This is a genomic window from Massilia sp. NP310, assembly GCF_019443485.1.
GTDB classification, from domain to species: domain Bacteria; phylum Pseudomonadota; class Gammaproteobacteria; order Burkholderiales; family Burkholderiaceae_D; genus Telluria; species Telluria timonae.
In genome coordinates this window covers 183,310-207,293 of record NZ_CP080379.1, presented here as the reverse complement: position 1 = coordinate 207,293, position 23,984 = coordinate 183,310, and the positions used below count along the sequence as shown (strand labels likewise).

At 63.2% G+C, this 23,984-nt stretch carries 29 protein-coding genes; 10 read left to right on the top strand and 19 right to left on the bottom strand.

Annotation, left to right across the window (positions count from 1 at the left end; genetic code table 11):
* Window positions 1-10: 10 nt before the first annotated feature.
* From KY496_RS00970 to KY496_RS00960, 3 genes are all read right to left on the bottom strand, one after another.
* Window positions 11-1,024, bottom strand: a complete 1,014-nt coding sequence (locus KY496_RS00970; protein WP_005664362.1) for an IS110 family transposase — start codon at window positions 1,022-1,024, stop codon at window positions 11-13.
* 593 nt (window positions 1,025-1,617) lie between these two features.
* Window positions 1,618-2,946 carry an IS4 family transposase gene (locus tag KY496_RS00965; RefSeq protein WP_005667704.1) on the bottom strand — a complete coding sequence of 443 codons (1,329 nt, stop codon included), beginning with the start codon at window positions 2,944-2,946 and terminating at the stop codon, window positions 1,618-1,620.
* 77 nt (window positions 2,947-3,023) lie between these two features.
* The gene (locus KY496_RS00960; RefSeq protein ID WP_005664362.1) at window positions 3,024-4,037 is read right to left on the bottom strand and encodes an IS110 family transposase; all 1,014 of its coding nucleotides are present in this window, start codon (window positions 4,035-4,037) and stop codon (window positions 3,024-3,026) included.
* A 361-nt stretch (window positions 4,038-4,398) separates the two neighbouring features.
* On the opposite strand from KY496_RS00960, the gene KY496_RS00955 reads away from it, so the two are divergent.
* A complete protein-coding gene (locus KY496_RS00955) occupies window positions 4,399-5,250 on the top strand; it encodes a hypothetical protein (RefSeq protein ID WP_005671312.1) in 852 nt (283 codons plus the stop codon).
* A gap of 10 nt (window positions 5,251-5,260) precedes the next feature.
* Window positions 5,261-5,857, top strand: a complete 597-nt coding sequence (locus KY496_RS00950; protein ID WP_219863452.1) for a hypothetical protein — start codon at window positions 5,261-5,263, stop codon at window positions 5,855-5,857.
* Between the two features lie 47 nt (window positions 5,858-5,904).
* On the opposite strand, the gene phbB is transcribed toward KY496_RS00950, so the two are convergent.
* The 5 genes from phbB to KY496_RS00925 form a co-directional block, all read right to left on the bottom strand.
* The gene (gene phbB / locus KY496_RS00945; protein ID WP_219863450.1) at window positions 5,905-6,669 is read right to left on the bottom strand and encodes an acetoacetyl-CoA reductase; all 765 of its coding nucleotides are present in this window, start codon (window positions 6,667-6,669) and stop codon (window positions 5,905-5,907) included.
* 158 nt (window positions 6,670-6,827) lie between these two features.
* Window positions 6,828-7,382 (bottom strand): hypothetical protein, encoded by a 555-nt coding sequence (locus tag KY496_RS00940; protein WP_219863449.1) that lies wholly within the window; start codon window positions 7,380-7,382, stop codon window positions 6,828-6,830.
* Between the two features lie 176 nt (window positions 7,383-7,558).
* Window positions 7,559-8,446, bottom strand: coding sequence for a zinc-dependent peptidase (locus KY496_RS00935; protein ID WP_219863446.1), 888 nt, complete (start codon window positions 8,444-8,446; stop codon window positions 7,559-7,561).
* A gap of 2 nt (window positions 8,447-8,448) precedes the next feature.
* A complete protein-coding gene (locus KY496_RS00930; protein WP_219863444.1) occupies window positions 8,449-9,195 on the bottom strand; it encodes a glutathione peroxidase in 747 nt (248 codons plus the stop codon).
* Window positions 9,196-9,440: 245 nt separating this feature from the next.
* Window positions 9,441-10,064, bottom strand: coding sequence for a winged helix-turn-helix domain-containing protein (locus KY496_RS00925; protein ID WP_005671321.1), 624 nt, complete (start codon window positions 10,062-10,064; stop codon window positions 9,441-9,443).
* Window positions 10,065-10,586: 522 nt separating this feature from the next.
* On the opposite strand from KY496_RS00925, the gene KY496_RS00920 reads away from it, so the two are divergent.
* Together KY496_RS00920 and KY496_RS00915 are read left to right on the top strand one after the other, a co-directional pair.
* On the top strand, window positions 10,587-11,615 hold the full coding sequence (locus KY496_RS00920) for an OmpA family protein (RefSeq protein ID WP_219863442.1): 1,029 nt from the start codon (window positions 10,587-10,589) through the stop codon (window positions 11,613-11,615).
* Window positions 11,616-11,746: 131 nt separating this feature from the next.
* A complete protein-coding gene (locus KY496_RS00915; protein ID WP_005671326.1) occupies window positions 11,747-12,661 on the top strand; it encodes a YihY/virulence factor BrkB family protein in 915 nt (304 codons plus the stop codon).
* A 52-nt stretch (window positions 12,662-12,713) separates the two neighbouring features.
* Here KY496_RS00915 and KY496_RS00910 read toward each other — a convergent pair whose 3' ends face one another.
* The 3 genes from KY496_RS00910 to KY496_RS00900 all read right to left on the bottom strand — a co-directional run bounded on the left by KY496_RS00910 (window position 12,714) and on the right by KY496_RS00900 (window position 14,944).
* Complete coding sequence (locus tag KY496_RS00910) at window positions 12,714-13,955, bottom strand: AI-2E family transporter (RefSeq protein WP_005671328.1); 1,242 nt, start codon at window positions 13,953-13,955, stop codon at window positions 12,714-12,716.
* 44 nt (window positions 13,956-13,999) lie between these two features.
* Window positions 14,000-14,314, bottom strand: coding sequence for a BON domain-containing protein (locus KY496_RS00905; protein ID WP_005671329.1), 315 nt, complete (start codon window positions 14,312-14,314; stop codon window positions 14,000-14,002).
* Between the two features lie 84 nt (window positions 14,315-14,398).
* Complete coding sequence (locus KY496_RS00900) at window positions 14,399-14,944, bottom strand: hypothetical protein (protein ID WP_219863440.1); 546 nt, start codon at window positions 14,942-14,944, stop codon at window positions 14,399-14,401.
* Between the two features lie 283 nt (window positions 14,945-15,227).
* Here KY496_RS00900 and KY496_RS00895 point away from each other — a divergent pair, with 283 nt between their 5' ends.
* A complete protein-coding gene (locus KY496_RS00895; RefSeq protein WP_005671333.1) occupies window positions 15,228-15,692 on the top strand; it encodes a glycine zipper 2TM domain-containing protein in 465 nt (154 codons plus the stop codon).
* Window positions 15,693-15,783: 91 nt separating this feature from the next.
* Window positions 15,784-16,131: a hypothetical protein gene (locus tag KY496_RS00890; protein WP_219863438.1), complete on the top strand. Its 348-nt coding sequence runs from the start codon at window positions 15,784-15,786 to the stop codon at window positions 16,129-16,131.
* Between the two features lie 52 nt (window positions 16,132-16,183).
* On the opposite strand, the gene KY496_RS00885 is transcribed toward KY496_RS00890, so the two are convergent.
* The 7 genes from KY496_RS00885 to KY496_RS00855 all read right to left on the bottom strand — a co-directional run bounded on the left by KY496_RS00885 (window position 16,184) and on the right by KY496_RS00855 (window position 20,976).
* A complete protein-coding gene (locus KY496_RS00885) occupies window positions 16,184-17,326 on the bottom strand; it encodes a DUF3616 domain-containing protein (protein ID WP_083415542.1) in 1,143 nt (380 codons plus the stop codon).
* A gap of 417 nt (window positions 17,327-17,743) precedes the next feature.
* Window positions 17,744-18,127, bottom strand: a complete 384-nt coding sequence (locus KY496_RS00880; protein ID WP_005671339.1) for a hypothetical protein — start codon at window positions 18,125-18,127, stop codon at window positions 17,744-17,746.
* A gap of 75 nt (window positions 18,128-18,202) precedes the next feature.
* Complete coding sequence (locus KY496_RS00875) at window positions 18,203-18,589, bottom strand: phage holin family protein (protein WP_005671341.1); 387 nt, start codon at window positions 18,587-18,589, stop codon at window positions 18,203-18,205.
* Window positions 18,590-18,604: 15 nt separating this feature from the next.
* The gene (locus KY496_RS00870; protein ID WP_005671343.1) at window positions 18,605-18,949 is read right to left on the bottom strand and encodes a YqjD family protein; all 345 of its coding nucleotides are present in this window, start codon (window positions 18,947-18,949) and stop codon (window positions 18,605-18,607) included.
* Window positions 18,950-19,044: 95 nt separating this feature from the next.
* On the bottom strand, window positions 19,045-19,578 hold the full coding sequence (locus KY496_RS00865) for a bacterioferritin (protein WP_005671345.1): 534 nt from the start codon (window positions 19,576-19,578) through the stop codon (window positions 19,045-19,047).
* Window positions 19,579-19,608: 30 nt separating this feature from the next.
* Window positions 19,609-20,511, bottom strand: a complete 903-nt coding sequence (locus KY496_RS00860; protein WP_005671347.1) for an OmpA family protein — start codon at window positions 20,509-20,511, stop codon at window positions 19,609-19,611.
* Window positions 20,512-20,589: 78 nt separating this feature from the next.
* The gene (locus KY496_RS00855) at window positions 20,590-20,976 is read right to left on the bottom strand and encodes a DUF4398 domain-containing protein (RefSeq protein WP_005671349.1); all 387 of its coding nucleotides are present in this window, start codon (window positions 20,974-20,976) and stop codon (window positions 20,590-20,592) included.
* A gap of 204 nt (window positions 20,977-21,180) precedes the next feature.
* Between KY496_RS00855 and KY496_RS27260 the strand changes: the two genes are divergently transcribed.
* The 3 genes from KY496_RS27260 to KY496_RS00845 all read left to right on the top strand — a co-directional run bounded on the left by KY496_RS27260 (window position 21,181) and on the right by KY496_RS00845 (window position 21,985).
* On the top strand, window positions 21,181-21,312 hold the full coding sequence (locus tag KY496_RS27260) for a hypothetical protein (RefSeq protein WP_267877514.1): 132 nt from the start codon (window positions 21,181-21,183) through the stop codon (window positions 21,310-21,312).
* 104 nt (window positions 21,313-21,416) lie between these two features.
* Window positions 21,417-21,743, top strand: coding sequence for a BON domain-containing protein (locus tag KY496_RS00850; RefSeq protein WP_005671351.1), 327 nt, complete (start codon window positions 21,417-21,419; stop codon window positions 21,741-21,743).
* A 20-nt stretch (window positions 21,744-21,763) separates the two neighbouring features.
* Entirely contained in the window at window positions 21,764-21,985 is a 222-nt protein-coding gene (locus KY496_RS00845; protein WP_005671353.1) for a glycine zipper 2TM domain-containing protein, read from the top strand.
* A gap of 113 nt (window positions 21,986-22,098) precedes the next feature.
* On the opposite strand, the gene KY496_RS00840 is transcribed toward KY496_RS00845, so the two are convergent.
* Window positions 22,099-22,863 (bottom strand): Crp/Fnr family transcriptional regulator, encoded by a 765-nt coding sequence (locus KY496_RS00840; protein ID WP_005671357.1) that lies wholly within the window; start codon window positions 22,861-22,863, stop codon window positions 22,099-22,101.
* 199 nt (window positions 22,864-23,062) lie between these two features.
* On the opposite strand from KY496_RS00840, the gene KY496_RS00835 reads away from it, so the two are divergent.
* Complete coding sequence (locus KY496_RS00835) at window positions 23,063-23,803, top strand: glycine zipper 2TM domain-containing protein (RefSeq protein WP_005671358.1); 741 nt, start codon at window positions 23,063-23,065, stop codon at window positions 23,801-23,803.
* Window positions 23,804-23,984: the final 181 nt, after the last annotated feature.

Sequence of the window (23,984 nt, the reverse complement as noted above, 5' to 3'; positions counted from 1 at the left end):
CCACCGAGGGTCAGATACCGTCTTGGATTGCAAGGTTTTTGTGAAGGTAATTGGCGTCAAATGGCTTGCCGGTTCGAACGACGCCGTAGATCAGATGCGCTAGCTTATGGGTAACAGCGCTGATCACTGCTCGCTTGGCCATGCCGTTCGCTAATAGGCGTTCGGCGAATTGATGCAGGATTGGATTGTGTCGGCGTGCGACCATACTGGGCATGAAAAGCGCTGCCCGTAGCGATGTGCTGCCGGTTTTGCAGAGCATTGTGCGGCCTTTGAGCGACGTGCCCGAGGTTCGCTGTTTGGGTGTGACGCCCAGGAAGGCAGCGAAGGCTTTCGCGTTTTTGAAGCGACGAATGTCGCCAAGATGGCCAAGTATGCGGGCAACCGTCGTCATCCCCAGCCCAGGGATACTGGCGATGAGTGCGGCATCGTTCTTCAATCCTGGATGGCGATCAATGTGATCGTCGATATCATCCTGCAGCTTTCGAATCTCGGCATCAAGCCATTTGATGTGCTCAGCGACGTTGTCGGCAACGTCTTGTAAGCCTGCCACGATGTGCGCTTCTATGCGGTTCTGTTCCTGCTGCCGAATGTCCTTCAGGGACTGCACGCGCAAGGTCCATGCACGCAGCTGGCGCTGCTCAAGCGGCGGCGCAACCCAAGGCTCCGGATTCATCGCCGCGCAATAACGCGCGATCAAGGCAGCGTCGATTTCGTCATTCTTGTTGCGGATGTTCTCGCCCGATCCAAAGCCCTTGATACAGGCTGGATTAACCACGCTGACCTTGAATCCCTCAGCGTGGAGCGTCGTGGCGATCGCCTCGTAGTACACACCTGTCGCCTCCATACAGATGTGCAGCGTCGCCAGCGATGCTTTGGAGTCACGTAACCACTCCACCAGCGCACGATGCCCTGCGGATGTGTTATCGAATACCTTCGCCTTCAACTTCCCATTGATCAGCAAGGCCAAGTCTAGCTTCTTCTTGCTGACATCGATTCCCAGCACGTCATTACGTGTCGTGTTCATTTTTGGCCTCTCTCGTATGCGGGCTCCACGCCGTGTGCGATGGCCCAAGATACCGTTCGGACTAACAAAATGAAACGGGCAGAGGCACCTATCTGACCCACGTGCTCAACGGCACTCGAGTCGTTCGGCATCACTCCGCCCGACCGCTTCGTCGCCATCATAGACCAGCTCCGCCGCGGCACCTTCAATATACGAGAGTCGAATTATTGGGAAAGATTGTCACACCACCCAATTCTCCGACTTAACCCTCAACTTGTTTCATCCAAGTTATTACCCAATAATGAGGGTCAGAGTCGAATTAAGTGACAACTTTCGAATGTTGTCATTTAATTCGACTCTGACCCTCATTAATTTGTTCTCCAGAATCTCTTGAGTCGCCCGCTTTTCGGGAATATCGCTTCACCTCGCCAATTTTTCTGCCAGTTTTCATTAAAACCTTATCCCCGCATCATTTTCAGCCTTCGAATTAATGAGGGTCAGAGTCAAATTATTGACCAATAGCCCTAATCAAATTTACTGGTAGAGAGGTATTGGGGCAGGCATTCCATCAGTAACTTACTCAACAATGAGGGTCAGAGTTTAATGCCGCTAAGTTAAGGTTTTCTCGATAGCCGTTTTTCTGGATACCGTTGAGCTACTGCCTTAACGACGCGGTCAAATTTTCGTCCGGGTCGTTGCGCTTTCAGTTCGAGTACCAACCGTCCACGTAAGCGCTTAAGCATCTCCGGTATCCTCCCTTGTGCTGTTGCTGGGCCCGTCATCATCAACTCGTTCTGGATGGTCATCAGGGCAGTAGTAAAACTGATGCTCGTCGGTTCGCATTTCGCTTCCAGCGCGGCCTTGGCGATCTCAACGCGAATCAGGTTATAAGCGATCATCGCCCCCCAGATTTCCTGCTCGGTACCGCTGACCGTCATGCTGCGCAGGGTCAACTCCGAGCCCATCATTGACTGCTTCAGTTCCCTATAACTTGTTTCGATACGCCAGCGTCGGAGATAACAAGCAATCAAGTCAACCGCCTTGAACTTCTTGCTATCCATCAGCGACGTAAGCAGGTACCGCTGTTTTCCCGATCCGTCATCCGGTGTTCTTACGGCGCGCACGCGCCAAGTCTCTGGCAGAGCGGGATCTTTTTTGCGTGCAGCAGGCGAGACAATCATTTCCACGATGCCATCGTCGTCCGTGCCTAGGATTAGAGTCCATTTGGTGTTGCTCTTGGCGGGAACAAGGAAGTGTCGATTCGTTCCATGGTTGACGAGATTGCATAGTAGTTGCGCTGACAGAAAGCCTCGGTCAAACACAGTGAGCGAGTCGTCAGGAATGCTCTCGAGCAGAGAGTGGGCATGCGTCGTTTCGCTGATGTCGTAGCGTCCAAAACGGGCATCACGGATCAGTTGGGTTTCCATCATCATCAGGGTCACGCCGCGTGCTTGTGGATAGCTGGCAACCTTGTTGTTGGGGTAGATTTGAGAACCAAAGTGCTCGCGATTGTCTGGGCTATCTGCCAGGCGCAATGTCGTGCCATCCATGGCAAGCAGATGCAAGCCCTTGAACAGATAATGCGCTTCATCGTGCGCAATCCACTGCCGCGACGACTTGTGAAACAACCATTCAAGCGGCTCGGAGCCCAAGCGTTGTCGAGCTTGCGTTGTCGCGCTGGAGGTGATGCAACGGTCTGCCAACTCGGGCAATGCCAGGTCGAGCGAGTCGACAATGTCCTTGACGGAACGGTGTCGATAGATCGCCAGAGCAATGACTAGCCAGACGACCTGCTGCGCGGGTAACCGCCGAGAGCGGATAGTCGCTTTATCGTTCGCTACTAACGCAGCTTCCACCCATTCGTAGGGCAGATGTTCGCCAAGGCGGCTCCACTCAAGAGGATTAGGTAGGTCAATGACGAGGGGGATGGCATCAGAAAGCATGGCCGAAAGTTAACATTTCTGAGCCACGTTTACAACGAAAAAATGCCGCAAAGATCGTTAACTTAGCGGCATTAGGGTCAGATACCGTCTTGGATTGCAAGGTTTTTGTGAAGGTAATTGGCGTCAAATGGCTTGCCGGTTCGAACGACGCCGTAGATCAGATGCGCTAGCTTATGGGTAACAGCGCTGATCACTGCTCGCTTGGCCATGCCGTTCGCTAATAGGCGTTCGGCGAATTGATGCAGGATTGGATTGTGTCGGCGTGCGACCATACTGGGCATGAAAAGCGCTGCCCGTAGCGATGTGCTGCCGGTTTTGCAGAGCATTGTGCGGCCTTTGAGCGACGTGCCCGAGGTTCGCTGTTTGGGTGTGACGCCCAGGAAGGCAGCGAAGGCTTTCGCGTTTTTGAAGCGACGAATGTCGCCAAGATGGCCAAGTATGCGGGCAACCGTCGTCATCCCCAGCCCAGGGATACTGGCGATGAGTGCGGCATCGTTCTTCAATCCTGGATGGCGATCAATGTGATCGTCGATATCATCCTGCAGCTTTCGAATCTCGGCATCAAGCCATTTGATGTGCTCAGCGACGTTGTCGGCAACGTCTTGTAAGCCTGCCACGATGTGCGCTTCTATGCGGTTCTGTTCCTGCTGCCGAATGTCCTTCAGGGACTGCACGCGCAAGGTCCATGCACGCAGCTGGCGCTGCTCAAGCGGCGGCGCAACCCAAGGCTCCGGATTCATCGCCGCGCAATAACGCGCGATCAAGGCAGCGTCGATTTCGTCATTCTTGTTGCGGATGTTCTCGCCCGATCCAAAGCCCTTGATACAGGCTGGATTAACCACGCTGACCTTGAATCCCTCAGCGTGGAGCGTCGTGGCGATCGCCTCGTAGTACACACCTGTCGCCTCCATACAGATGTGCAGCGTCGCCAGCGATGCTTTGGAGTCACGTAACCACTCCACCAGCGCACGATGCCCTGCGGATGTGTTATCGAATACCTTCGCCTTCAACTTCCCATTGATCAGCAAGGCCAAGTCTAGCTTCTTCTTGCTGACATCGATTCCCAGCACGTCATTACGTGTCGTGTTCATTTTTGGCCTCTCTCGTATGCGGGCTCCACGCCGTGTGCGATGGCCCAAGATACCGTTCGGACTAACAAAATGAAACGGGCAGAGGCACCTATCTGACCCACGTGCTCAACGGCACTCGAGTCGTTCGGCATCACTCCGCCCGACCGCTTCGTCGCCATCATAGACCAGCTCCGCCGCGGCACCTTCAATATACGAGAGTTGAATTGTTTGATAACTTTAGAAGTTGTCATTTAATTCGACTCTGACCCTCATTGTGCGCGGTGGCCGTCGGATTACGAGAGGGAATTGATAATTGGCAAGGTGAGAAGGTGCGGGTTTGGAAGAATGGGGTTTTCGGGCTGGCGGGCGGGGAGGATACGCGATGCTGCGTCGACTTGCGGTGGGGCTGGTGTTGGGGCTTGGCGTGCTGCTCGGTGGCTGCGCTTCGCATGGGTCGGTCAGCTTGCAGGAGGTGCGCGAATTCGCGGACGCCTCGGCCAAGCTGGGTGGATATGCGGAATTGTCGCGGCGGTATCGCGATACCTACGAGCGCGAGCAGCCCTATCTGTCGCCGCAGGCCGAACGCATCGCGCGCGAGAACGATGTGCGGCGGCGCGCCGTCTATGACGACTTCGTCGCCATCCAGAAGACGCTGGTCTTGTACATGCAAACGCTCAGCCTGCTCGCGGGCGAAGGGCGCTACGACTTGTCGGAGCGGATCGATGACCTGGGCAATGGGCTAAAGGCGAATGCCGAATCCGGCTTGCAGCAACGGCATGTGGCGGCGTATACGGGGATGACCCGGTTGCTCACGCGCGTGATCGCCTCGGGTTACCAGAACCGCAGCGTCGAGACCATGGTGCGCGACGGCGATGCGGATGTGCAGGTGCTGCTCGATGCCATGATCTCGCTCACCCGCCTCTATTACAAGACCAACGAGAATGAGAAGAAGACCGTGCTCGGCATCTTCGATGTAGAGCTGCCGTTTTCGAACCGCAATACCGATCGCATGCTCGTCACCTTGGCCAAGGTGCATTACCTGAACAAGTCCACCGAGTACAAGCTGATCGACCGCCGCTATGAACTGGCGCTGCAGGGACTCACCAAGGTGGCGCTCGGCCACCAGAAGATGCGCGAGAACATGAACAGGCTGACAGGCGACGAGACGCGGCGCATGCTCGCCAACTATGCGCGCGACCTGCGCGCGATCCGCGACGGGCTGAACGGGGATTGAGGAGGACGTCATGCAGGACCCATCACACGACAAGACCAGCCCGTCGGCTGCGGGCGCCGCGCAGGACGGCGCGATGCCACCTCAGGCCGCAAGCGCCCAGGCCGCCCCACCCGCCAAGGCCAGGGACGCCGCCGTCAAGACTGCCCCCGGTGCCGGCGGCGGCCTGTCCAGCATGCAGCAGGTGGTCGAACTGGCCGATGGCCTGTCGACCATCGCCGACCGCCTGCACGAACGCATCCTGCGCGAAATCCGCAGCTACGACGACCGCGGCGTTCCCGCCCCGGTGCAGGACGCCATGCGCCGCTTATTGGACGATGAAATGGTGCTGCGCCAGCGCGCCAACACCTTGTATGCCGACGCCGCCGCCTTCGTCATCCAGGGCCTGGACCAGCCCCAAAGCCGGCTCAATGCCCTCACCGCCGCGGCCGCCGAAAAGATCCGGCGCATCGGCGTGATCGGCGAAGTCACCGGCCTCGTCGGCGGCCTGCTGTCGCTGGCCGGCGCCGTCGCCGCCGGCCAGCCGACGCCGATCGTGCTGGCCCTCGAGAAAATCCAGCTGCACAGCACCACCCTCGATGCGCTCACGCCGCCGACGGCCGCGGCCTGATCCGCGGCAGCCGGCCAAGGTGGCCGCCACGAGCGGCCACCCTGACTTCAATACATATGCTGCCCGCCATTGATGGCAATATTGGCGCCGGTCAGATACCCCGCCAGGTCCGACGCCAGATAGGCCACCAGCCCCGCCACTTCCGCCGGCTTGCCGAGCCTGCCGACGGGAATCTGCGGCAGGATGCGCTCGCGCAGCACATCCTGCGGCACTTTCTCGACCATGGCGGTGTCCAGGTAGCCGGGCGAGACCGTGTTGACCGTGATGCCGTGGCGCGCCATTTCCAGCGCCAGTGACTTGGTGAAGCCATGCATGCCAGCCTTGGCCGCGGCGTAATTGGCCTGGCCGAAAGCACCTTGCTGGCCATTGACCGAAGAGATATTGATGATGCGCCCCCAGCGCTGCGCGATCATCGCCTCGAGCACCGGCCGGGTCATATTGAACACGCTGTCGAGATTGGTGCCCATCACCGTATGCCAGTCTTCCTGGCTCATCTTGCGCATGCTGCGGTCGCGCGTGATACCGGCGTTGTTCACCAGGACGTCGATGCGGCCGAGGTCGCCCAGCACCCGGTGCACGACGTTCTCGCAGGCATTGCCGTTGGAGACATCGAGCTCATAGGCCCGCACCTTGATGCCGTCCGCTTCCTGGCCAGCCAGCCAGGCGTCGCGGCGCGCGTTCTGCGGCGAATGGGTCGCCGCCACCAGGAAGCCTTCCGCATGCAGGCGCCGGCACAGCGCCGTGCCCAGCCCGCCCATCGCCCCCGTCACCAGGGCTACCCGCGTGTCATGTACTACCGTGTCTCCTGCCATGTCGTCCTCCTATTCTCGTTGGCGCCGATGGCGCGACTGCGAGCATCCGAGTGTAGGGATATGACAACAGTAGGTTGTTGATTAGGATCAAGTGTGAATGGGGCAAAGCCCCTGTGCAACGACCAGCACGGCAAACGCCGTGCGCCGCTCCGCAAGGTTCAGGCGATGACGTCGGGCCTGCTGCTGGGATCGAAATCGGCCCAATCGCCGCCGACGATATTGCCCTGGGCGCGCTCGATGTGGTGGGCGCCCAGCTGGCGCAGCAAGTCGACGGCGCGTGCCTGCAGCGTGGCATCGTCGAAGGCGACCGCCACCAGCATGCCCGCCGGACGCGGCGGCACGGCGTTCTCGCCGCCCTCTTCGGGTTCGCCCCGCTCTTTCATCTTGCTGAAGCTGAACAGCGAGCCGACGTGGCCGCCCACCAGCCCGCCGACGACCGGACCTAGGGGCCCGGTGACGGGTGAGGTGGCGGCGCCCACGGCCACACCGACGGCGCCGCCGGTGGCCACGCCCTTTACCACGCCCTCGGGCGCTTCCTTGGCGCCGGGCGACTGGATGTGGTCGCCGCCGATCGGCGTCATATCGTGCTGGCCAGGCTGGCTCAGGTAGAACCCGCTGATGCGGTCGGCATCGAATCCGGCGTCGACCAGGGCGTCGCGCGCACGGTCGACCTCGTCCTGAAGCTGGAAACGTCCTGCGATGATGGTGGACATCGGCGATTCCTCCCCATTAACGTGGCAAGTAAGTGGCAAGTAAGTGGCAATAAGTGGCAATAAGTGGCGACCAAGTGGCAAATACAGTAGCTCGAGCGTACGCGGCCCGCGCCCGCCGATCTGTACGCGATCGCACGCTGCTCATTGCCACCGACACAGCACTCCCGCAGCCACGGCTAGCGCCACTGCCCATAGACCACCCCATAGCTCGGCGGTTCCAGCGCCGGCGGCGGCGGAGCGCCCTGCCATTGACGTGGATCGATCCGGTAATACTTGAGGAATTCCTGGTACAGGGCCGGATGCTGCGCCGCCAGCTGGTGCGGCTGCTCGAAGAAGCTCTCGGTGGCCACGGCGAAGAACTCGGCCGGATTGGTCGCGCCATAATGGTCGAGCACGCCCTGCGTGCCCCACATCGCCTCCTGGCGCAGGTTGGCATAGTCGCGCGACAGCACTTCGGACCAGCTGCGGTAGCGCTCGCTGCTACCCAGGTAGGGAGCGCCATTCGTATTGCCCGACTCGCTGTCGAGCTGGTGGGCGAATTCGTGCAGCACGACGTTGTGGCCGGCCGATTCGGCATGGCCGGCGCGCCGCACATGGTCCCAGGACAGGATCACGCGGCCATCGCCCCAGGATTCGCCCAGCAAGTCCTGGCGCTCCTCGGTCACCACGCCGGACACGTCGACCTGCTTGCGCGGTACCAGGAAGGCGCCGGGATAGACCAGGATCAGGTCCAGCGTGGGATAGATGTCGGGCTTGCCCGTATCGCCGACCCGCCCCAGCAACAGCAGGCAGGCCTGGCCCGCGATCGTCACCCGCATCTCGTCGGTGACGTCCAGGCCGGCGCAGCCGACGAATTTCTTCTCGTAGAGAAATTGCTGGACCATGCGCTGCAGGCGCTGGCGCTGCCCCTCGTCCATCGCCCCATACTGGGCGAGATTACGCGCCAGGATGGCCGCATGCGAGGCCGGCAAGGGCCGCGCCAGCGCCTGCCGCAGGCGCCACTTCGGCCACAGCCACGCGGCCAGCACGGCCAGGCCCAGCGCGCCGGCTGCGATGGCTTCCATGGTCAAGCCTTGCCGGCCAGCCAGGCCTGCACCTCGTCGGCGCCGCCGATCAGCTCGCCGCCGACGAAGACTTGCGGCCAGGTCATGCGGCCGGTGAGGCCGCGCAGGACGATGGTGTTGATCTTCTGGTCTTCGGAGATATCGGTGTAGTGGATGTCGTTGTCGCGCAGCGCCTGCTTGGCGCGGGCGCAATGGGGGCAGCCGGGACGCGAGAACATGACGACCGGTTCCGGCACTTCGGCATCCGGCGCCAGATAGGCCAGCATCGTATCGGCGTCCGATACCTCGAACGGGTCGCCGTCACGCTCCGGCTCGATGAAGATTTTGTCGATCACGCCGTCGCGCACCAGCATCGAATAACGCCACGAACGGCGGCCGAAGCCCAGTTCGCGCTTGTCGACCAGCATGCCCATGCCTTCGGTGAAGTCGCCGTTGCCATCCGGGATGACGGTGATGTTGGCCGCGTCCTGGCCAGCCTTCCACTGGTTCATCACGAAGGCATCGTTGACCGAGACGCACAGGATGTCGTCCACGCCATGCGAACGCAGCACTGGCGCCAGTTCGTTATAGCGCGGCAAATGGGTCGAGGAACAGGTTGGCGTGAAGGCGCCCGGCAGGGAAAACACGACGACCGTGCGCCCCTTGAACAGCTCGTCGGAACTGAGGTCACGCCATTGGTCGTCGGGCCTGGCCTTGAAGACCACGTTCGGGACTGCTTTGCCTTCCAGCGATTCGGCACTCGGTAACATCGTCACTCCTATCTGGTTGATCCTGCCGGCTGAGCGGCGGCATGGCAGACAAGTGAGGATTATTGACCGGTTTTCAACACGGGAGTTGCAATAAGTTGGTCACCAGGATCGCCCTGCGCGGCAGCCCGTGTGAAAAGCGGGCGCAGAAAAAACAAAGCCGCGCATGAAGCGCGGCAAAAATGACGACAGCGATCGTCGAACCGAAGCCGTTGCGGGTCTCTACCGCAGCGGCCCCGGGCGCGCACTCAGGCGCGTTCCTTGGCGGCGGGGGCGTTCTGGCCTGGCGCCGGGCCGAACAGGGCCGCCACCAGCGGGTCGCGGGCGACCGGGCTGCGGTTTACGCGGATCGCGTAGTGGGTGTCATCGGCCAGGATGTGGAAATGGCGGCCGCTGCCTGCCATATTCTGTTCGCGCAGGCCTGGACGCTCCTTGCGTGGGGCGGCGCCTTCGCGCTTCGGCTGGCAGATGGCGGCCAGGAAGGCCTTGACGCGCTCCGGATCTGGCGAGATCTGGTACACGGCCTTGCCCAGGTAGGTGGCGGTGCCTTCGATATAGCGCGCCAGTTCGATCACGCCGGCTTCGCGCAGGTCGCGGATGTACTTGCGGGCGCCCGATGGCGAGAATTTGAGGAACCATGCGATCTCGTCGGCCAGCATTTCGTGGTTCGACAACTCGTTGATCAGCTTTTGCATGTTTTCGATGCGACGCTGGGTGGCCGAGGTCGAACGCACACGCTCGATCGGGGCCAGCGAAATCGGGGCGCGCTCGGTCGGTTGTGGTGGGACGCGCTCGATCAGCGCCGAATTGCTGGAAGTGTGCACTGCGCCGGTTTCGCCTGGGACCGCGTTGTGCTGAGTCGTTGCATGCATATCGATGAGCTCCAATATAGAGAGTGAGACTGTGTGGTCCGGGTCGCTGTGTGTCGTATGACACCCTGACAACATCTCGGTTCCGCTTAACTGGACTCAAGATTGCCTGCATCAGACACCATGGTCTGTGCGCCATCCAACATTCGACAACATTCCTGAAAGCATTTTTTGTCGCCCCCTTCCAGCGCGGACCAGCACGGAAACCGCAAGCGCTCTTTTGGCATGCATGCGCGCACGTCGCGGCATGTCAGGACGTCATGTCACACCCCTAATATAAATATGTCGGCATGACAGCCGGATGACAGTGCGCGCGCGCCGCACGTACGCTCTGTACATGACAGTGTCGTTACAGTTCGTTTCATCTTGGAAATGTGGAGTTTTTACTACTGTTGTAAAATCGCACAGCCTTTCCACGTTGGGTGCGCTACCGCACCGAGCTGACGGAACTTGCACTGTTATGCTTTATCCAACATCGCTGCTGACGTATGCGTTGTCATCAACTTTAACCTACGGGAGTTACCTGTGAACAATACCAAGAAGATCGCCCTGGCTGCCGCACTGCTGTGCGCATCCGGCGCCACCCTCGCCCAAGAGATCAACCCGTCGTGGTACATCCAGCCAAGCGTCAACCACGTGAAGCCGGATGCCGACTTCGGCGTGGACGATCGCGACACCGGTGGCGGCCTGAAGTTCGGTAAGGCGGTGCACCAGAACTGGGACATCCAGATCGGCGCCAGCCAGACCCGCTTCGAGCAAGGCCAAAGCGAGTATCGTCAGACCCTGCTGGGCGTCGACGCCCTGCTGATGCTGAGCCGCGATCGCTTCCGTCCGTTCGTCCTGTTCGGCCTGGGCGCCGAGCGTGACAAGGTGAACAACCCACTGCGCAACGTCGAGAAAAACTCGCCGTACGCTACCGTCGGTATCGGTTTCCAGGCCAGCCTGACCCCGCAATGGTCGCTGCAGGCTGACCTGCGCACCGTGCGCGGCTTCCTGCGTGATGACGAAGAATTCGGCTTCAAGCGCAGCAACAACAAGATGCTGACCGTCGGCCTGAACTACGCGTTCAACCCGCCGCCAGCGCCACCGGCACCGGCTCCAGCCCCAGTGGTCGAGGCTCCGCCTCCAGCACCGGCGCCAGTCGAACCGCCACCACCACCAGCACCGCGCTTCCAGAAAGTGACCCTGGAAGCCACCAAGCTGTTCGCCTTCGACAAGGCTGAAGTGATCACCCCGGCGCCGAAGCTGGACGAGATCGCCGCTGCCCTGCAGGCCGACACCTCGGTCACCAACGTCGAAATCACCGGCTACACCGACCGTCTGGGCAAGGAATCGTACAACCAGAAGCTGTCGGAGCGCCGCGCCAACGCCGTGCGTGAATACCTGATCGGCAAGGGCATCGACGGCAACCGTCTGCGCGCCATCGGCAAGGGCGAAGCCAACCCGCTGGTCGAGTGCAACCAGAAGAACCGCGCTCAGCTGATCGCTTGCCTGGAGCCAAACCGCCGCGTTGAAGTCGACCAGATCACGGTCGAAGTGCCAGTGCAGCAGTAATACGGTAGGCGACACCGCCCCGACGCACTCGCCTTCCCGCGCGCCGTCCCGTACGGCAGCCGGGAAAGCGGATGGTCGCGGCGACGCTGAATCAGGGGGCTTCGGCCCCCTTTTCATTTGGAGGATGGGATATGGCAGTTAAGAAATGGTTCCCTTACACGCACCAGATTCTGAAAGTCCTGCGCTGCGCGGTAACGGAATGGCTGGACCACCGTGCCTCCAGCAAGGGCGCAGCCTTGGCCTTCTACACCCTGTTTTCGCTGGCGCCGATCCTGGTGCTGGTGATCGCCGTCGCCGGCTTCTTCTATGGCGAGGAAGCCGCGCAAGGCCAGTTGCTGGCCGAGCTGCGCGGGCTGCTGGGGGCGCAGGGGGCGGACACGATCCAGGCCATCCTGGCCGGCGCCCAGAACAAGGAGACGGGCCGCTTCGCCACGATCGTCGCCACCGTGCTGCTGATCGTCGGCGCCACCACCGTGTTTTCCGAGCTGAAGGACAGCCTGGACGAGATCTGGGGCCTCCCGGCGCCGGCCGACGCCGGCATCTGGAACACGATCCGCACCCGTCTGCTGTCGTTCGGCATGGTCCTGGTGCTGGGTTTCCTGCTGATGGTGTCCCTGGTCGTCAGCGCCGCCACCACGGTGGCCGAGAAGTTCATTACCGGTGTGTGGCAGGAAGCCGCCATCATCATGGGCTGGATCGCCTCGGGCATCGGCTTCCTGGTCATCGCCACCCTGTTCGGCGTGATCTACAAGCTGCTGCCGCGCGTGCGGCTGTCGTGGAAGGACGTCACCATCGGCGCGCTCGGCACGGCGGCGATGTTCACGCTGGGCAAATTCGGGATCGGGCTGTACATCGGCAACAGCGGCACCACTGACAGCTTCGGCGCCGCCGGTTCGCTGATCGCGCTGCTGCTGTGGGTGTATTACTCGGCGCAGATCTTCTTCCTGGGCGCCGAGTTCGCGCGCCAGTATGCCCTGCAGATGGGCAGCTTGCACAACAAGCCGAAGGAAGTGACGGGCGTGGAACCGAAAGCCAACACCGCGTAAAAAACCATGCCGGGCCGGCCGGCCCGGCATGCCCGCGCGGCGGCTGCGGCGCTTATTCGCCCAGCAGCTCCGACACCACTTCCATCCCCTCGACCCGCTCGGCCACCACCTTCAGCACCATCACCACCGGCACACCGAGCAGCAAACCCCAGACGCCCCACAACCAGCCCCAGAACAGCAGGCTGACGAAGACCGCCGCCGGGTTCATGCGCGCGATCTTGCCGGTCATCCAAGTGGCGACGACCATGCCGACCAGGGTCGCGATCGCCATCGAGGCGCCGCCCACCAGCATTACCATGCTCAGGGTCTCGAACTGCAGGAAAGCCGCCAGCCCGGTCGCGACCGTGATGACGAGCGGGCCGAAATACGGCATCAGGTGGGCCACGCCGGCGAAGGCGGCCCAGGCGCCGGCGTTCTCGAGCCCGATCAGGCGCAGCGCGCCCCACATCAAGAGGGCGAGCAGGATATTGGTCACCAGGAGCATGAACATATAGCTCTGGATCGAGGTATTGATGTCGTCCAGGATATGGACCGTGACTTTCTTGCGTGTGAGCGACGGGCCGGTGAGCTTGACCAGCTTGCGCTTGAAGGTGTCGCCCGCCAGCAGCAGGAAGAACACCAGGAACACCACCATGGTCGCCTGCGACATGAAGGCGGCCAGGCTCATCGAGCCGGCCAGCACCCAGTCCATCACGCGGATCGGCGAACTGGCCGCGGCGGCCGGCGGCGGATACTGGCGCCGCTGCTGCGCCAGGCGCTTGGCGTCGGCGCCGACGTTGCTCGCGGCGCGCTCGATCTCGGCCGCCGCCGCCTGCATCTGCTGCAGGGTCGAGCGCTGGCCGCTGGTATTGGTGAGGATGCGCGTGACCTTGTGGGTCAGCGTCGGCAATTCATCGAGGATGTTGAAGAATTCGCCCTGCAGCCGGTACAGGGTGCCCGCCATCGCGCCCACGATCACGGCCGTGACTAGGGTGGCGCCGATGATGCGCTTGACGTGCCAGCGCTCGAGCCAGCGCACGACGGGATTCAGGGTATAGGCGATCAGGATGCCGAGCAGCAGCGGCACGAAGAATTTCTGCGCCCACTGGAGCGCGAACACGAAGGCGATGGTGGCGAGGATGCCGAGCGACAATCCGCGCGCATTGACGTGCAGCGGCACGCGCATGCCGCCGATGTGCAAGGCGATGTCGTCGCCGGCCGCGCGCGTGTCCGCGCGCGCGGCGTCGGGGGCGGCTGGTTCAGGCGAAGGGTTGGATGCTGCCGGCGTGGCCGGATCGGTTGGTGCTAGCTGCATGGTATGCCTGAACGAGATGCCGGGCCGCCCCGGTTATCCGCATATTATTTCACACGGATGTCGTTCTTGACCGAAGTCACGCCTTTGACGCCACGGGCGATCTCGACCGCGCGCTGCGCGTCGCGTGGATCGGCCACGAAGCCCGACAGCTGGACGTCGCCCTTGAAGGTTTCGACGTTGACTTCGCGTGCCTTCACGTTCGGGTCATTGACCAGGGCGGCCTTGACCTTGGTGGTGATCACGGCGTCGTCGATGTACTCGCCGGTGCTGGCTTGCTGGTTGGTCGACGAGCAGCCGACGGCGGTGATGGCGACGGTGGCGACGAAAGCGGCGGAGATGAGGTTCTTGGCGATTTTCATGATGGCTCCTTATTGATAGTCATGGTGGTGCAATACCCTTGCGGGCGGGTTGGGCGGCGCCGGCAATCCGGCCCGCAGGTTCTTTCATTTGCCGTAGGCCGTCCGGGTGGTGCTGATGCACCCTTCCTTGACGTCACCGGCGAAGGCATCGCACTTCTGCAGTGCGACGCGGTATTCGGCGTCGATCTTGGCGCCCTGCGCTTCGAGGCGCGCCTCGATCGCCTTGCGGTCGGCCCGGGCGTCGGCCTGGCTGGCCACCAGGGTCGCCTTGGCCTGGCGCTGGCACACGTCGCGGTCGTTGCCGACTGCGGCGCCGCAGCGCGTCTTGTCGCGCTCGTAATAGGCCGAGGCGATGCGCATGCGCGCCTGGGTATAGGCCGCCAGCGTGTTCTTGTAGGCGGCGCCCGCTTCTTCCTCGACGCGCACGCGGGCGGCGCGGGCGTCGGCGACGCAGATCTCGTGCGGGACGCCGGCCATCACGTCGCAGCGCGCCTTGGCGGCGTCGTAAGCGGCTTCGGCGGCGTCCATCGCCTGTTGGTAGACGGTCTTCGCTTCCGGCTGCTGGGCGGCAGCCTGGCCAGCCCAGCCGAGAGCTGCACCGATCAGAAGGAGCGCATGCGACGTCTTCATTGTTTTTGTTCTCCATTTGTCAACATTGGAGACATCTTTACATGCCGTGCAGCGGGTTTCTGTTCGATGCCGAACACAACTAACAGACTCTTGGCGCACGCCTATAGATGGGTAGACATAGAACAAGCCAAACGCTGGAAGCGGGATTGCGCGAGCCGATCGGCCACCTCCAGCATAGTGATAGCGGCAGGCTCTACCCTCGGAACAAGGTGGGTGCGGCAACGCACAGACCCTCTCTGGTCACCTGACTATTCTGGATTCATACTTTTGTCAGGAGAACAACATGAATGCTAACCGCAAATTTATCGTCGCCCTGCTCGCGACCGGCGCGCTTCTCACTGGCTGCGCCAGCAACAGCTCCCAGCCTTACGGCTACAACAATGGATACGGCTCGGGCAGCAGCACCGCCTCTGCCGGCTATGGCGTGATCGAATCGATCCAGGTGGTCCAGGGCGAGAACCGCACCAGCGGCGCCGGCGGCGTGCTGGGCGGCGTGGTCGGCGCACTGGCCGGCAGCCAGATCGGCAGCGGCAGCGGCCGTACGGCGGCAACGGTGGCCGGCGGCCTGGCTGGCGCCGTCGTCGGCAACAACGTTGAGAAGAACCGCAATGCCGCGGGTCCGGAGATGTACCAGATCAATATGCGCATGGATAACGGCGAATACCGCGCCGTGACCCAGGACAGCGCCTACGATCTGCGCGTGGGCAACCGCGTGCGCATCGTCGACGGCCGCGTCTACCGCTACTGATCCACCGGCACGAGGCGGACGGGAGCATGCCTCCCGCCCTCCTCACGCACATCCGGCCGGCGCACCGGCCATCGAACAGCTGGAGGCAACCATGACCATTCTCACCCGCATCGCGCGTGGCGCCTGCGCCTGCGCACTGGCCGGCGTCGCCTTCGCGGCATCGGCCCAGGATACCTTGGAGGCCGGCACCGACGCGACCGTCAACCCGACCGTCGCCCGCCAGCAGGCGCGGGAGATCGCGCAAGGCGACCCGCAGCGCTGGTATCGCAACGATCCCCAGCAGCAGACGCTGCGCAAGGAACTCGGCGCGGCGCTGCAGGAGGCGCAGAACGCCTGCCGCAAGGCGCCGGCGGCCGAACGCAAGTCGTGCATGGACGAGGCGCGCGCCACCTGGCAGCGCGAGACCGCCCAGCTCGGCAAGCCGATGCCACGGCAATAGGGACAATCGGCGCATCGACGAAGCGGCCATCCCGGTGGCCGCTTTTTTTCGCCTACTTCTTCTTGCGCCGCGGCGGCAGCGGATACACGTCCGCCACCAGGGTGCTGTCGCCGATCTGGCGGCTGGGCGACGCCGAGTCGTGCACCACCAGCAGTCCCTCTTCGCGCCCGTCCTGGCTCGAAAACAGCGAGATGCCTTCGGGGTGGTCGACGCCCTGCCCGAACGGCAGCGCCAGCACGTGTTCCAGCGTGTCCTGACCCACCACCGAGGCCTTGTCCGGCCGCGCCCCGCCCGGCCAGCGCAGCAGCGCCACGGGCCCGTCGAGATCCATCGTCGGCCCGGCCAGGATCAGGAGATCCTTCCCTTGCACACACAGGTCGCGGATGCCCAGGCCGTTCAGGTCGAGGAAATGCTTGCGGTACAGGGCGCCCTCGTCGTCGAGCGGCGCCAGCCGCAGCCAGCCTTCTTCGCCATCGTCGACCGGCGCCACCTCGACGATCGCGGCCCAGCCGCGCAGCACCGGGCCACGCAAGCCCAGCAACACGCGCTCGCCGGCCAGGGCGATGCCCTCGATATCGAAACCGTTGTCCTTGCCGGGAATGGCCAGGAAGGGACCAAAGTGCTCGTCCTGGCGCAGCAGCCCCGTCAATTCGTTGCCGTGCTCGTCGCCGCGCAGCAGCGCCGCGGTGCGCCGCTTGCCCTTGTGCGCGGCTTCCTTCTGCAGCGTGAAGCCGCCGTCCTGCCTGACAAGGGGAATGCGCGCCAGCAAGTAGCGGTTGCCATCGGCGCTGACGCTGGCCAGGCGCTTGTGCGTGCGCCGCACGCCATCGCCCGCGTCCGGCTGCTTGCGACGCAGGCTGTGCGAGCCGGTCAGCCACAGGTAGTCACCGTCGCTGGCCAGGCCCTCGATATCGGCTTCGTTGATGCGCTTGCCTTCCTCGTCATGCGGTGGCAAGGGCAGCTGCAGGAAGTCGTGCAGCGCGAACTGGTGGTGCGCGCGCGCAAAACTGGTCTTGCCGCGGCTGTCCTCGGCCGCCAGGGTCAGGCGCTCGATGGTGAGCGACTCGTCGTTGGCCACCCATAAGGTGTCACCCATGCGCAGGGCCACCGACAGGCCGTTGCGCAGCTCCTTGCCGGGGCTGAGGTCATCGCGTTCAGGATGGAATTCGAGCAGGACGATATTGGACGGATGCATGCTGCGCCTCGGGGATCGGTGTTGACCCCAGCATACCGTATGAGCCTGCTTCTGAGCGTCCGCCGAGCGCAAGTCGTGCAGCCCTCGAACAGGTCCCTGCGCAGGGAAAGATGTCGAAGAAGAGGCACGCCATACGTCAACCGCCGGCCGTGGCGTGCGTTATATGCCCAGTGCGATGCCCAGTGCGACAAGCGGGAAATGATCTGCAAAGGACAAAAAAAGACGGCGTCCAATCCCCGATTGCGACGCCGCTCAAGCCCCACCATATTCTGTAGAACACGATCCGCCCTGTCGTTCTTGATGGCGGCGCGATCGCTCATGTTTCAACTGCACGTTTCAACCACACGTTCCAACCGGCGTTCCGGCTGGCGGTTGCCGCAAAACTCCTCGCGGCAACGTTTCGAAGACAGCTTACCCTTATTCTGGTATTTGCTGCGCCCGTTTGCGATTGACGTACCAGCCCAGTGCGCCCAGCACCAGGGCGGCGCCCGCCGCTTGCTTGCCCAGCCGGCGCTGGCGCACGAAATTGACCACGCCCAGCGCATAGGGCAACAGCACCGACACATTGGTTCCGGTTGGCTTCAGCAAGGCATCGGCCCGGGCACGCAAGGCCCAGGTCGCGTGATCCATTGCCGAGTGCAGCATGACTTCGGGCTTGATGCCGTACTGGATGCTGGCCTTGGCGTGCGCCACGCCTGCACGGAAGAACTCACCTTCACGCAATAGCTCCGCCTTGCGCACCGCCGGATCGAGGCTGTGCTGGTGACCGGCCAATCCTGTCGTTCCGTTTTGATTCTGCATACTTTCTCCCTTGGTGACACCGCTTGTTTTCGCCGCTTGCGATCGCCCGTCGAGGCAGGCGCTCATCACAGCCGTTTACAACAGCATTTCGCGGTCGTTCTTGAGTTCTTTCATCGTCGCCGGGAAGGCCAGCTTGTTCTGCTTGAGCAGCGCCAGTCCCTTCGTCACCAGCACCGCCGTGATCAGGGCGAAGACCGCGAACATGATCAGCAGGATGGTCCAGCCCATCGAGTCCCACGCCAGCGCCACCACCGTCATGGCGCCGAAGGCGATGGCGAACCAGACCGCCAGCACCGCCGCCGCGAAGATGGCCAGCAGCTCGATCACGTGGTTGCGGATCTCGGACAGCTCGAGCGCCGCCAGTTCGACGCGCGAGACCGCCAGCCCGAACAGGCTCTTGAACAGGCTGGAAATGCCGCTGATGACACCAGGGTTATGTACGATCGCGTCTTGTTTATCCACGTCAGTCCCCCGGCCTTATTGCTTGCGGCTCAGCAGGACGCCGAGCAGCACACCGACGCCGGCCGCGATCGCCATCGTGCGCCACGGATTGTCCTTAACGTAGACATCGGCCGTGTGGGCCAGTTCCTTGCCCTTTTCCACGGCCTGGGTCGGCAGCAGGCTGGCGCCACCCAGGGCGCGGTCGAGCAGCTCCATGCCGCGTGCGCGCAGCTCCTCGGCCTTTTCGCCGGTCAGCGAAGCGGCCGCGGTCAGCATCGACTGGGCATCGCGCACCAGCGCCTTCATGTCGGACTGGGTGGCGTAGGTGCTGCCGCTGATCGGGTGCATGCTGCCGTTGGTATTGCGGGAAGTTTCTAGCATGTTCTACTCCTGTCACTGAAAATCATTGAAAAAACCGGATGCGAACAACCCGGCACGGGCCCGGGCCTGGCCAGGGTCCGCACCAGCCTGACGCCTCAGGCCAGCAAGTCGCGCAAATCGTCGGCATGCTCTTCTTCGACCGCCATGATGTCGATGAGCATATTGCGCGTGGTCGGATCCTTGTCGCCGATTGCCGCGATCATCTGGCGGTAGGACTCGATCGCCACCCGCTCGGCGATCAGGTCGGCCCGCACCATCGCCTGCACGTCGTCGGACTCGTCGTACTCGGCGTGGCTGCGCGCGGTGAACGTGGCCGGGTTGAAGTTCGGCGAGCCGTTGAGCTGCACGATGCGTTCGGCGATACGGTCGGCGTGGTCCTGCTCTTGCTGGGCGTGCTCGAGGAACTCGGCCTTGATGTGACCCGTGTTGGGGCCGGCCACCGTGTAGTAATGGCGCTTGTAGCGCATCACGCACAGCAGTTCGGTGGCCAGGGCGTCGTTGAGCATCGCGATGACCGCTTCGCGGTCGGCCTGGTAACCCTCGGTGACGGCGCCGTCATCGAGGTTGGCCGCCGCGCGGCGGATCGCCGCGATGTCGAAGCCGTGTGCCAGGTTGTTCGTCTGTTCCATGGTGTTCCCTCAATCAGTGTTCGGCGTGGTTCAACGCATTGCGGCGCGTGGCGGAATCTGCGCGCCATCGTTGGACAGCACGATCTCGACGCGGCGGTTCTGCTGGCGGCCGGATGCGTTGTCGTTCGACGCCACCGGGAATGCCTGGCCGTAAGCCTTCATCGAAATGCGGTCGCGCGGCACGCCCATCTCGCCCAGGGCGCTGGCGACCGCGTTGGCGCGGCGCTGCGACAGGTCCTGGTTGTAGCTCGCGCTGCCGGTACTATCCGTAAACCCTTCGACCAACACCGTACGGTCCGGGTTCTCGCGCATCACGTCGGCCAGCTTGCGCAGGGTCGACATTCCGTTCGGATTCAGGGTCGCCTGGTTGGTGGCGAACAGCACGTCGCCGATCGTCACCACATAGCCGCGCTCGGTCTTGACGGCCTGGATGTCGTTCAGCAAGGCTTCCAGGTGGGCGGCGCGCTCGGACAGGGCGGCGTTCTGCTGCTGGGCGGCCTGGGCCTGGGCCTGCGCCTGCTGGGCCGCGGCGGTGGCGGCTTCGGCCTCGCGCTTGGCGCGTTCGGCTTCGGCGGTGCGCGCTTCGAGGCGCACCTGGTCGCGCTGGCGCGCGGCGTCGGCGATGTCGGCTTCGGCGGCCTTGGCCTTGGCGACTTCCTGCGCGGTGGCGATGCGCTGCTTGGCGACGTAGGCCAGGCGGTCGATGTCTTCCAGGCTTTCGCGGCGATGCGCGGCCTGGTTGGCCTGGTCGAGCGCTTCGCTGGCCTGCTTGAACTCCATCGGCGCATAGGTCGACACCTGCGGATTGTTGTTGGCGCTGACGAAGTCGGCGCGTGCCTGGTCCAGGGTCGCGGTGGTCATCGGGGCGCTGGCGCAGGCGGCGGCCAGCACGGCGGCGGCCAGGATCGAAACGGCGGATTTACGGTTTTTCATGTTCTTGTTCCTCTTCTTGTTGAAGCGCCGTTCGACGGCGCGGACTCATGCGTTCAATGCGGACCTCAAGGGTTCATCTCACTGGCTGTTGGCGCGATCGACTTCCTCGCGCAGCACGCGCAGGTCTTCGTTCAGCTGGGTCGAGGCGGCGGTCGCCTTGGCCGACACGGCCTTGCTCTGGGCCAGCTTGGCGTCGGCCTGGGCCTGGATCGCCAGCTCGCGCGCCAGCTTGTAGTCGCGCGCGGCCAGGGCCTGGTTGGCGCGGCCCATCTTGTCGCGCGCGGCGCTGATCTCGGCCGGCGCCAGTTCGGCGGCGCCCGCCGACACGGCGTTCTCGACCGCGTGGCGCGAGACCGCCACGTCGGCCGTCGCCGGGGCCTGGTCGGGGCTCGCGCACGCGGTCAGTGTCAGCACAACAGCGGCGCAGCTGAGGCGAAGCCCGGTCATCGTTTGATGTTTATTCATCGCATATTCTCCTGGGGAAGTGTTGTAGAGAACGTTATAAACCTGTTATGCCCGGCACTCAGTTCGTTGACGCACATTGATGCCGGCGCTGTCATCGTTTCGCGTGGAGTTGCCCGAACTGCCGAGTGTGCCGATGGCCTGAGCAGTATCGTGACTGGCACGGCGCGGGCGCTGAAAGCGGCGGCGTACACGTATGAAACATCGATGGATACCACCGACGCCTTCCGCAATAACTGGGGAGGTTCAACCGAGCGCGGCGCCCGGCATCTTCGACAGCGCCCCCATTTCACGGCGGCCGAACAGCGCATCCATGAAGGCGGCGACACGCGCCGCTGAAACACCCTGTAACAACACGGCATGCCGATTGTGTGTTGCCGAACAGATCAAATTGGCAACGGACTCTAGTCTTGGACCAAGTCACCGAGAAACGATATACCCGAATGAACGAATCGAGCATCAAGCGTTATGCAAGCATTCCAGTCCTGCTGGCCTTCCTGGCTTGCGGACCGCTGGCAGGTTGTGCCTCAGGCATTCCCGGTTTCGGCAGCGTCGAGACCGTCGATGACGATGCCATCAGTGCCGGCGTGCGCAGCGCCATCAAGCTCGATCCTGAACTGACGGTTTCCGATCTCGATGTCGACACGTATCAAGGCATTGTCCGGCTTAGCGGCTTCGTGAGCTCGGCCGACAGCGTAGCAGCGGCGGCCTCGGTCGCGCGAACCGTCAAGGGCGTCAAATCGGTCAGAAATGACTTGCGCCTGAAGTAACCCCATCAAAGGAGATCATCATGAAAAACATCAAATCGCTGGTAGTGACCGCAACCCTGGCAACCGCCGCCTTCGGCATGGTCGGCTGCTCGAACATGTCGAAGCAAGACCGTAACACCGCCATCGGCGCCGGCGCCGGCGCCGTGCTGGGTGGCGCCGTGACTGGCGGTAGCGCGCTCGGCACCGTGGGCGGCGCGGCCGTCGGCGGCGTGATCGGCAACCAGGTCAAGACCACCAACTGATCGACGTCCTCGTCCGACACCAAACGCCCGGCTTGCCGGGCGTTTGTGTTTTAACGTGTCCTCGAGGGAGAACCGGGCAGGGTTGATTACAGGAACGCAGCGTCCCCGCCGGCTCAACCGGCATGACCGTCCGGTACCGGCACGTCCGGGACCGGCACGTCCGCCACCGGCATGGCGCCGGCTTCCCTGACGATCGCATAGCAGCTGCAGGCCGCCGCCGCTAGGCCTTCGGGATCGAGGATCTCGATATTGCCGCGGCTGTAGTCGATCAGGCCTTGCTGCTGCAGCGCGCTGGCGGCCTTGGTGACGCCGACGCGGCGCACGCCGAGCGAATGCGCAAGGAATTCATGGGTCAGGTGGAATTTGTTGGATTGCAGGCGGTCACGCGTGACCAGCAGCGAGCGCGCCAGGCGCGCCTCGAGCACGTGGAAGCGGCTGCAGACGGCGATCTGGATCGCCTGCGCCAGCAGCGCGTCGGTATACCGGTACAGCACCTTCTGCAGCGCCGGATTGCGCTCAACCTCGCTGCGAAAACGCGCGCCCTCCATGCGGCTGGCGTTGCCGGCGCGCTGGACCACGGCGCGCACCTGGGTCGTGTCGTGGCCCAGCGCGCTGGTCACGCCCAGCATGCCTTCGCGCCCCACCTGGCCGACCTCGAGCGTCATGCGTCCTTCGGCCACGCCCAGCAGGGACACCAGGCAATCGTGCGGAAAATAAATGTGCTCGATCGGATCGCCGGCTTCGCACAGCACCTGCCCCGCCTCCACCCTGACCTGGTCCAGCATCGGCAACATGCGCGCGATTTCTTGCGACGGCAAAGCCGCCAGCAGCAGATTGCTGTGGCACTCCGCGACGGGCGGGTGGACGGCAGAGTTCATTCTTTCCTCAGGAAAAAATTGTAAGGATCAGTACGCAGCGCAAGCCGGATACGCCCCGTTCCAGATACATTTGCAAACAATTTCAGTCAGCGTAACCGCCGCCCCATGAGCGAGTATGTACGGTGACGCACGGAACCTTGGGTTGTTCCTGAAGACAATCATCGTACCGAGGCGTCAACGCCATACGAAAGGAATAAAGATGAATACGCCCCCACACAATCCCGTCAAGAACCGTACCCATCCCTTGCTGCTGCTGGCGGCGGCTGCGGTCGTGCTGTTCTGCCTGGTCGGCACCGCCGCCATCATGGGCTGGCTGCCCTCGTCGGTTGGCGGCACCGCCAACCGCCAGCTGACCGAAGCCGACCGCCAGGCCCTGGCGTCCACCCTGCCGCAGGATGTCCCCGAGCAGCCGGGCTATGCCGCCTATCCGGGCGCGCCGCTCGCGCCGGCACAGCAGGCGCAGCAGCAGGCCTATGCGCCGGCGCCGGCCCAGGCCGTCCCCGCGGCCCCGGTGCAGCAGCTTGCGCCGGCCGCCGCCCCGGTCGCGGCAACGCCGGTCAAGGAAAGCAAGCCGACCCAGGTCGCCGCCAATGAGCGCGACTGGTGCTCGAACTGCGGCAACGTGGAATCGGTCCGCACCATCACCCAGCGCGCCGAAGGCAGCGGCCTGGGCGCGGCCGGCGGCGCCGTCATCGGCGGCCTGCTGGGCAACCAGGTCGGCGGCGGCACTGGCCGCACCCTGGCCACCGCGGCCGGCGCGATCGGCGGCGCCGTGGTCGGCAACCAGGTCGAAGGCAATATGAAGGCCACCACCAGCTACGAGATCCGGGTGCGCCTGGACGACGGCACCCTGCGCACCTTCCGCCAGAACAGCCAGCCGCAATGGCGCAGCGGCGACCGCGTGCGCATCGTCAAAGGACGGCTGCGCTCGGTGGCATAAGCGGGATGGCCTGATCTCAGGCAGGCTGCATGGCTAGCACATGGCCGGGATTGCGCAAGCGTCCCGGCCAAACTTTTTCCTGAATGCAATGTGCGCCAACGCACGGAATTATGGATGAGCTGACCCGACAATCGAATCACGCTGCAATGAAAAGCGGGACACCATCAATCGTGGGAGAAGC

Coding starts and splice junctions, on each gene's coding strand:
- KY496_RS00900 (WP_219863440.1), bottom strand. CDS start 14,944: ATGAAGACGTCGCATGCGCTCCTTCTGATCGGTGCAGCTCTCGGCTGG.
- KY496_RS00960 (WP_005664362.1), bottom strand. CDS start 4,037: ATGAACACGACACGTAATGACGTGCTGGGAATCGATGTCAGCAAGAAG.
- KY496_RS00835 (WP_005671358.1), top strand. CDS start 23,063: ATGAATACGCCCCCACACAATCCCGTCAAGAACCGTACCCATCCCTTG.
- KY496_RS00850 (WP_005671351.1), top strand. CDS start 21,417: ATGAACGAATCGAGCATCAAGCGTTATGCAAGCATTCCAGTCCTGCTG.
- KY496_RS00845 (WP_005671353.1), top strand. CDS start 21,764: ATGAAAAACATCAAATCGCTGGTAGTGACCGCAACCCTGGCAACCGCC.
- KY496_RS00950 (WP_219863452.1), top strand. CDS start 5,261: ATGCAGGACCCATCACACGACAAGACCAGCCCGTCGGCTGCGGGCGCC.
- KY496_RS00925 (WP_005671321.1), bottom strand. CDS start 10,064: ATGCATGCAACGACTCAGCACAACGCGGTCCCAGGCGAAACCGGCGCA.
- KY496_RS00905 (WP_005671329.1), bottom strand. CDS start 14,314: ATGAAAATCGCCAAGAACCTCATCTCCGCCGCTTTCGTCGCCACCGTC.
- KY496_RS00870 (WP_005671343.1), bottom strand. CDS start 18,949: ATGCTAGAAACTTCCCGCAATACCAACGGCAGCATGCACCCGATCAGC.
- KY496_RS27260 (WP_267877514.1), top strand. CDS start 21,181: ATGGATACCACCGACGCCTTCCGCAATAACTGGGGAGGTTCAACCGAG.
- KY496_RS00840 (WP_005671357.1), bottom strand. CDS start 22,863: ATGAACTCTGCCGTCCACCCGCCCGTCGCGGAGTGCCACAGCAATCTG.
- KY496_RS00940 (WP_219863449.1), bottom strand. CDS start 7,382: ATGTCCACCATCATCGCAGGACGTTTCCAGCTTCAGGACGAGGTCGAC.
- KY496_RS00970 (WP_005664362.1), bottom strand. CDS start 1,024: ATGAACACGACACGTAATGACGTGCTGGGAATCGATGTCAGCAAGAAG.
- phbB (WP_219863450.1), bottom strand. CDS start 6,669: ATGGCAGGAGACACGGTAGTACATGACACGCGGGTAGCCCTGGTGACG.
- KY496_RS00885 (WP_083415542.1), bottom strand. CDS start 17,326: ATGCATCCGTCCAATATCGTCCTGCTCGAATTCCATCCTGAACGCGAT.
- KY496_RS00895 (WP_005671333.1), top strand. CDS start 15,228: ATGAATGCTAACCGCAAATTTATCGTCGCCCTGCTCGCGACCGGCGCG.
- KY496_RS00855 (WP_005671349.1), bottom strand. CDS start 20,976: ATGAATAAACATCAAACGATGACCGGGCTTCGCCTCAGCTGCGCCGCT.
- KY496_RS00910 (WP_005671328.1), bottom strand. CDS start 13,955: ATGCAGCTAGCACCAACCGATCCGGCCACGCCGGCAGCATCCAACCCT.
- KY496_RS00935 (WP_219863446.1), bottom strand. CDS start 8,446: ATGGAAGCCATCGCAGCCGGCGCGCTGGGCCTGGCCGTGCTGGCCGCG.
- KY496_RS00865 (WP_005671345.1), bottom strand. CDS start 19,578: ATGGAACAGACGAACAACCTGGCACACGGCTTCGACATCGCGGCGATC.
- KY496_RS00930 (WP_219863444.1), bottom strand. CDS start 9,195: ATGTTACCGAGTGCCGAATCGCTGGAAGGCAAAGCAGTCCCGAACGTG.
- KY496_RS00955 (WP_005671312.1), top strand. CDS start 4,399: ATGCTGCGTCGACTTGCGGTGGGGCTGGTGTTGGGGCTTGGCGTGCTG.
- KY496_RS00890 (WP_219863438.1), top strand. CDS start 15,784: ATGACCATTCTCACCCGCATCGCGCGTGGCGCCTGCGCCTGCGCACTG.
- KY496_RS00880 (WP_005671339.1), bottom strand. CDS start 18,127: ATGCAGAATCAAAACGGAACGACAGGATTGGCCGGTCACCAGCACAGC.
- KY496_RS00915 (WP_005671326.1), top strand. CDS start 11,747: ATGGCAGTTAAGAAATGGTTCCCTTACACGCACCAGATTCTGAAAGTC.
- KY496_RS00860 (WP_005671347.1), bottom strand. CDS start 20,511: ATGAAAAACCGTAAATCCGCCGTTTCGATCCTGGCCGCCGCCGTGCTG.
- KY496_RS00965 (WP_005667704.1), bottom strand. CDS start 2,946: ATGCTTTCTGATGCCATCCCCCTCGTCATTGACCTACCTAATCCTCTT.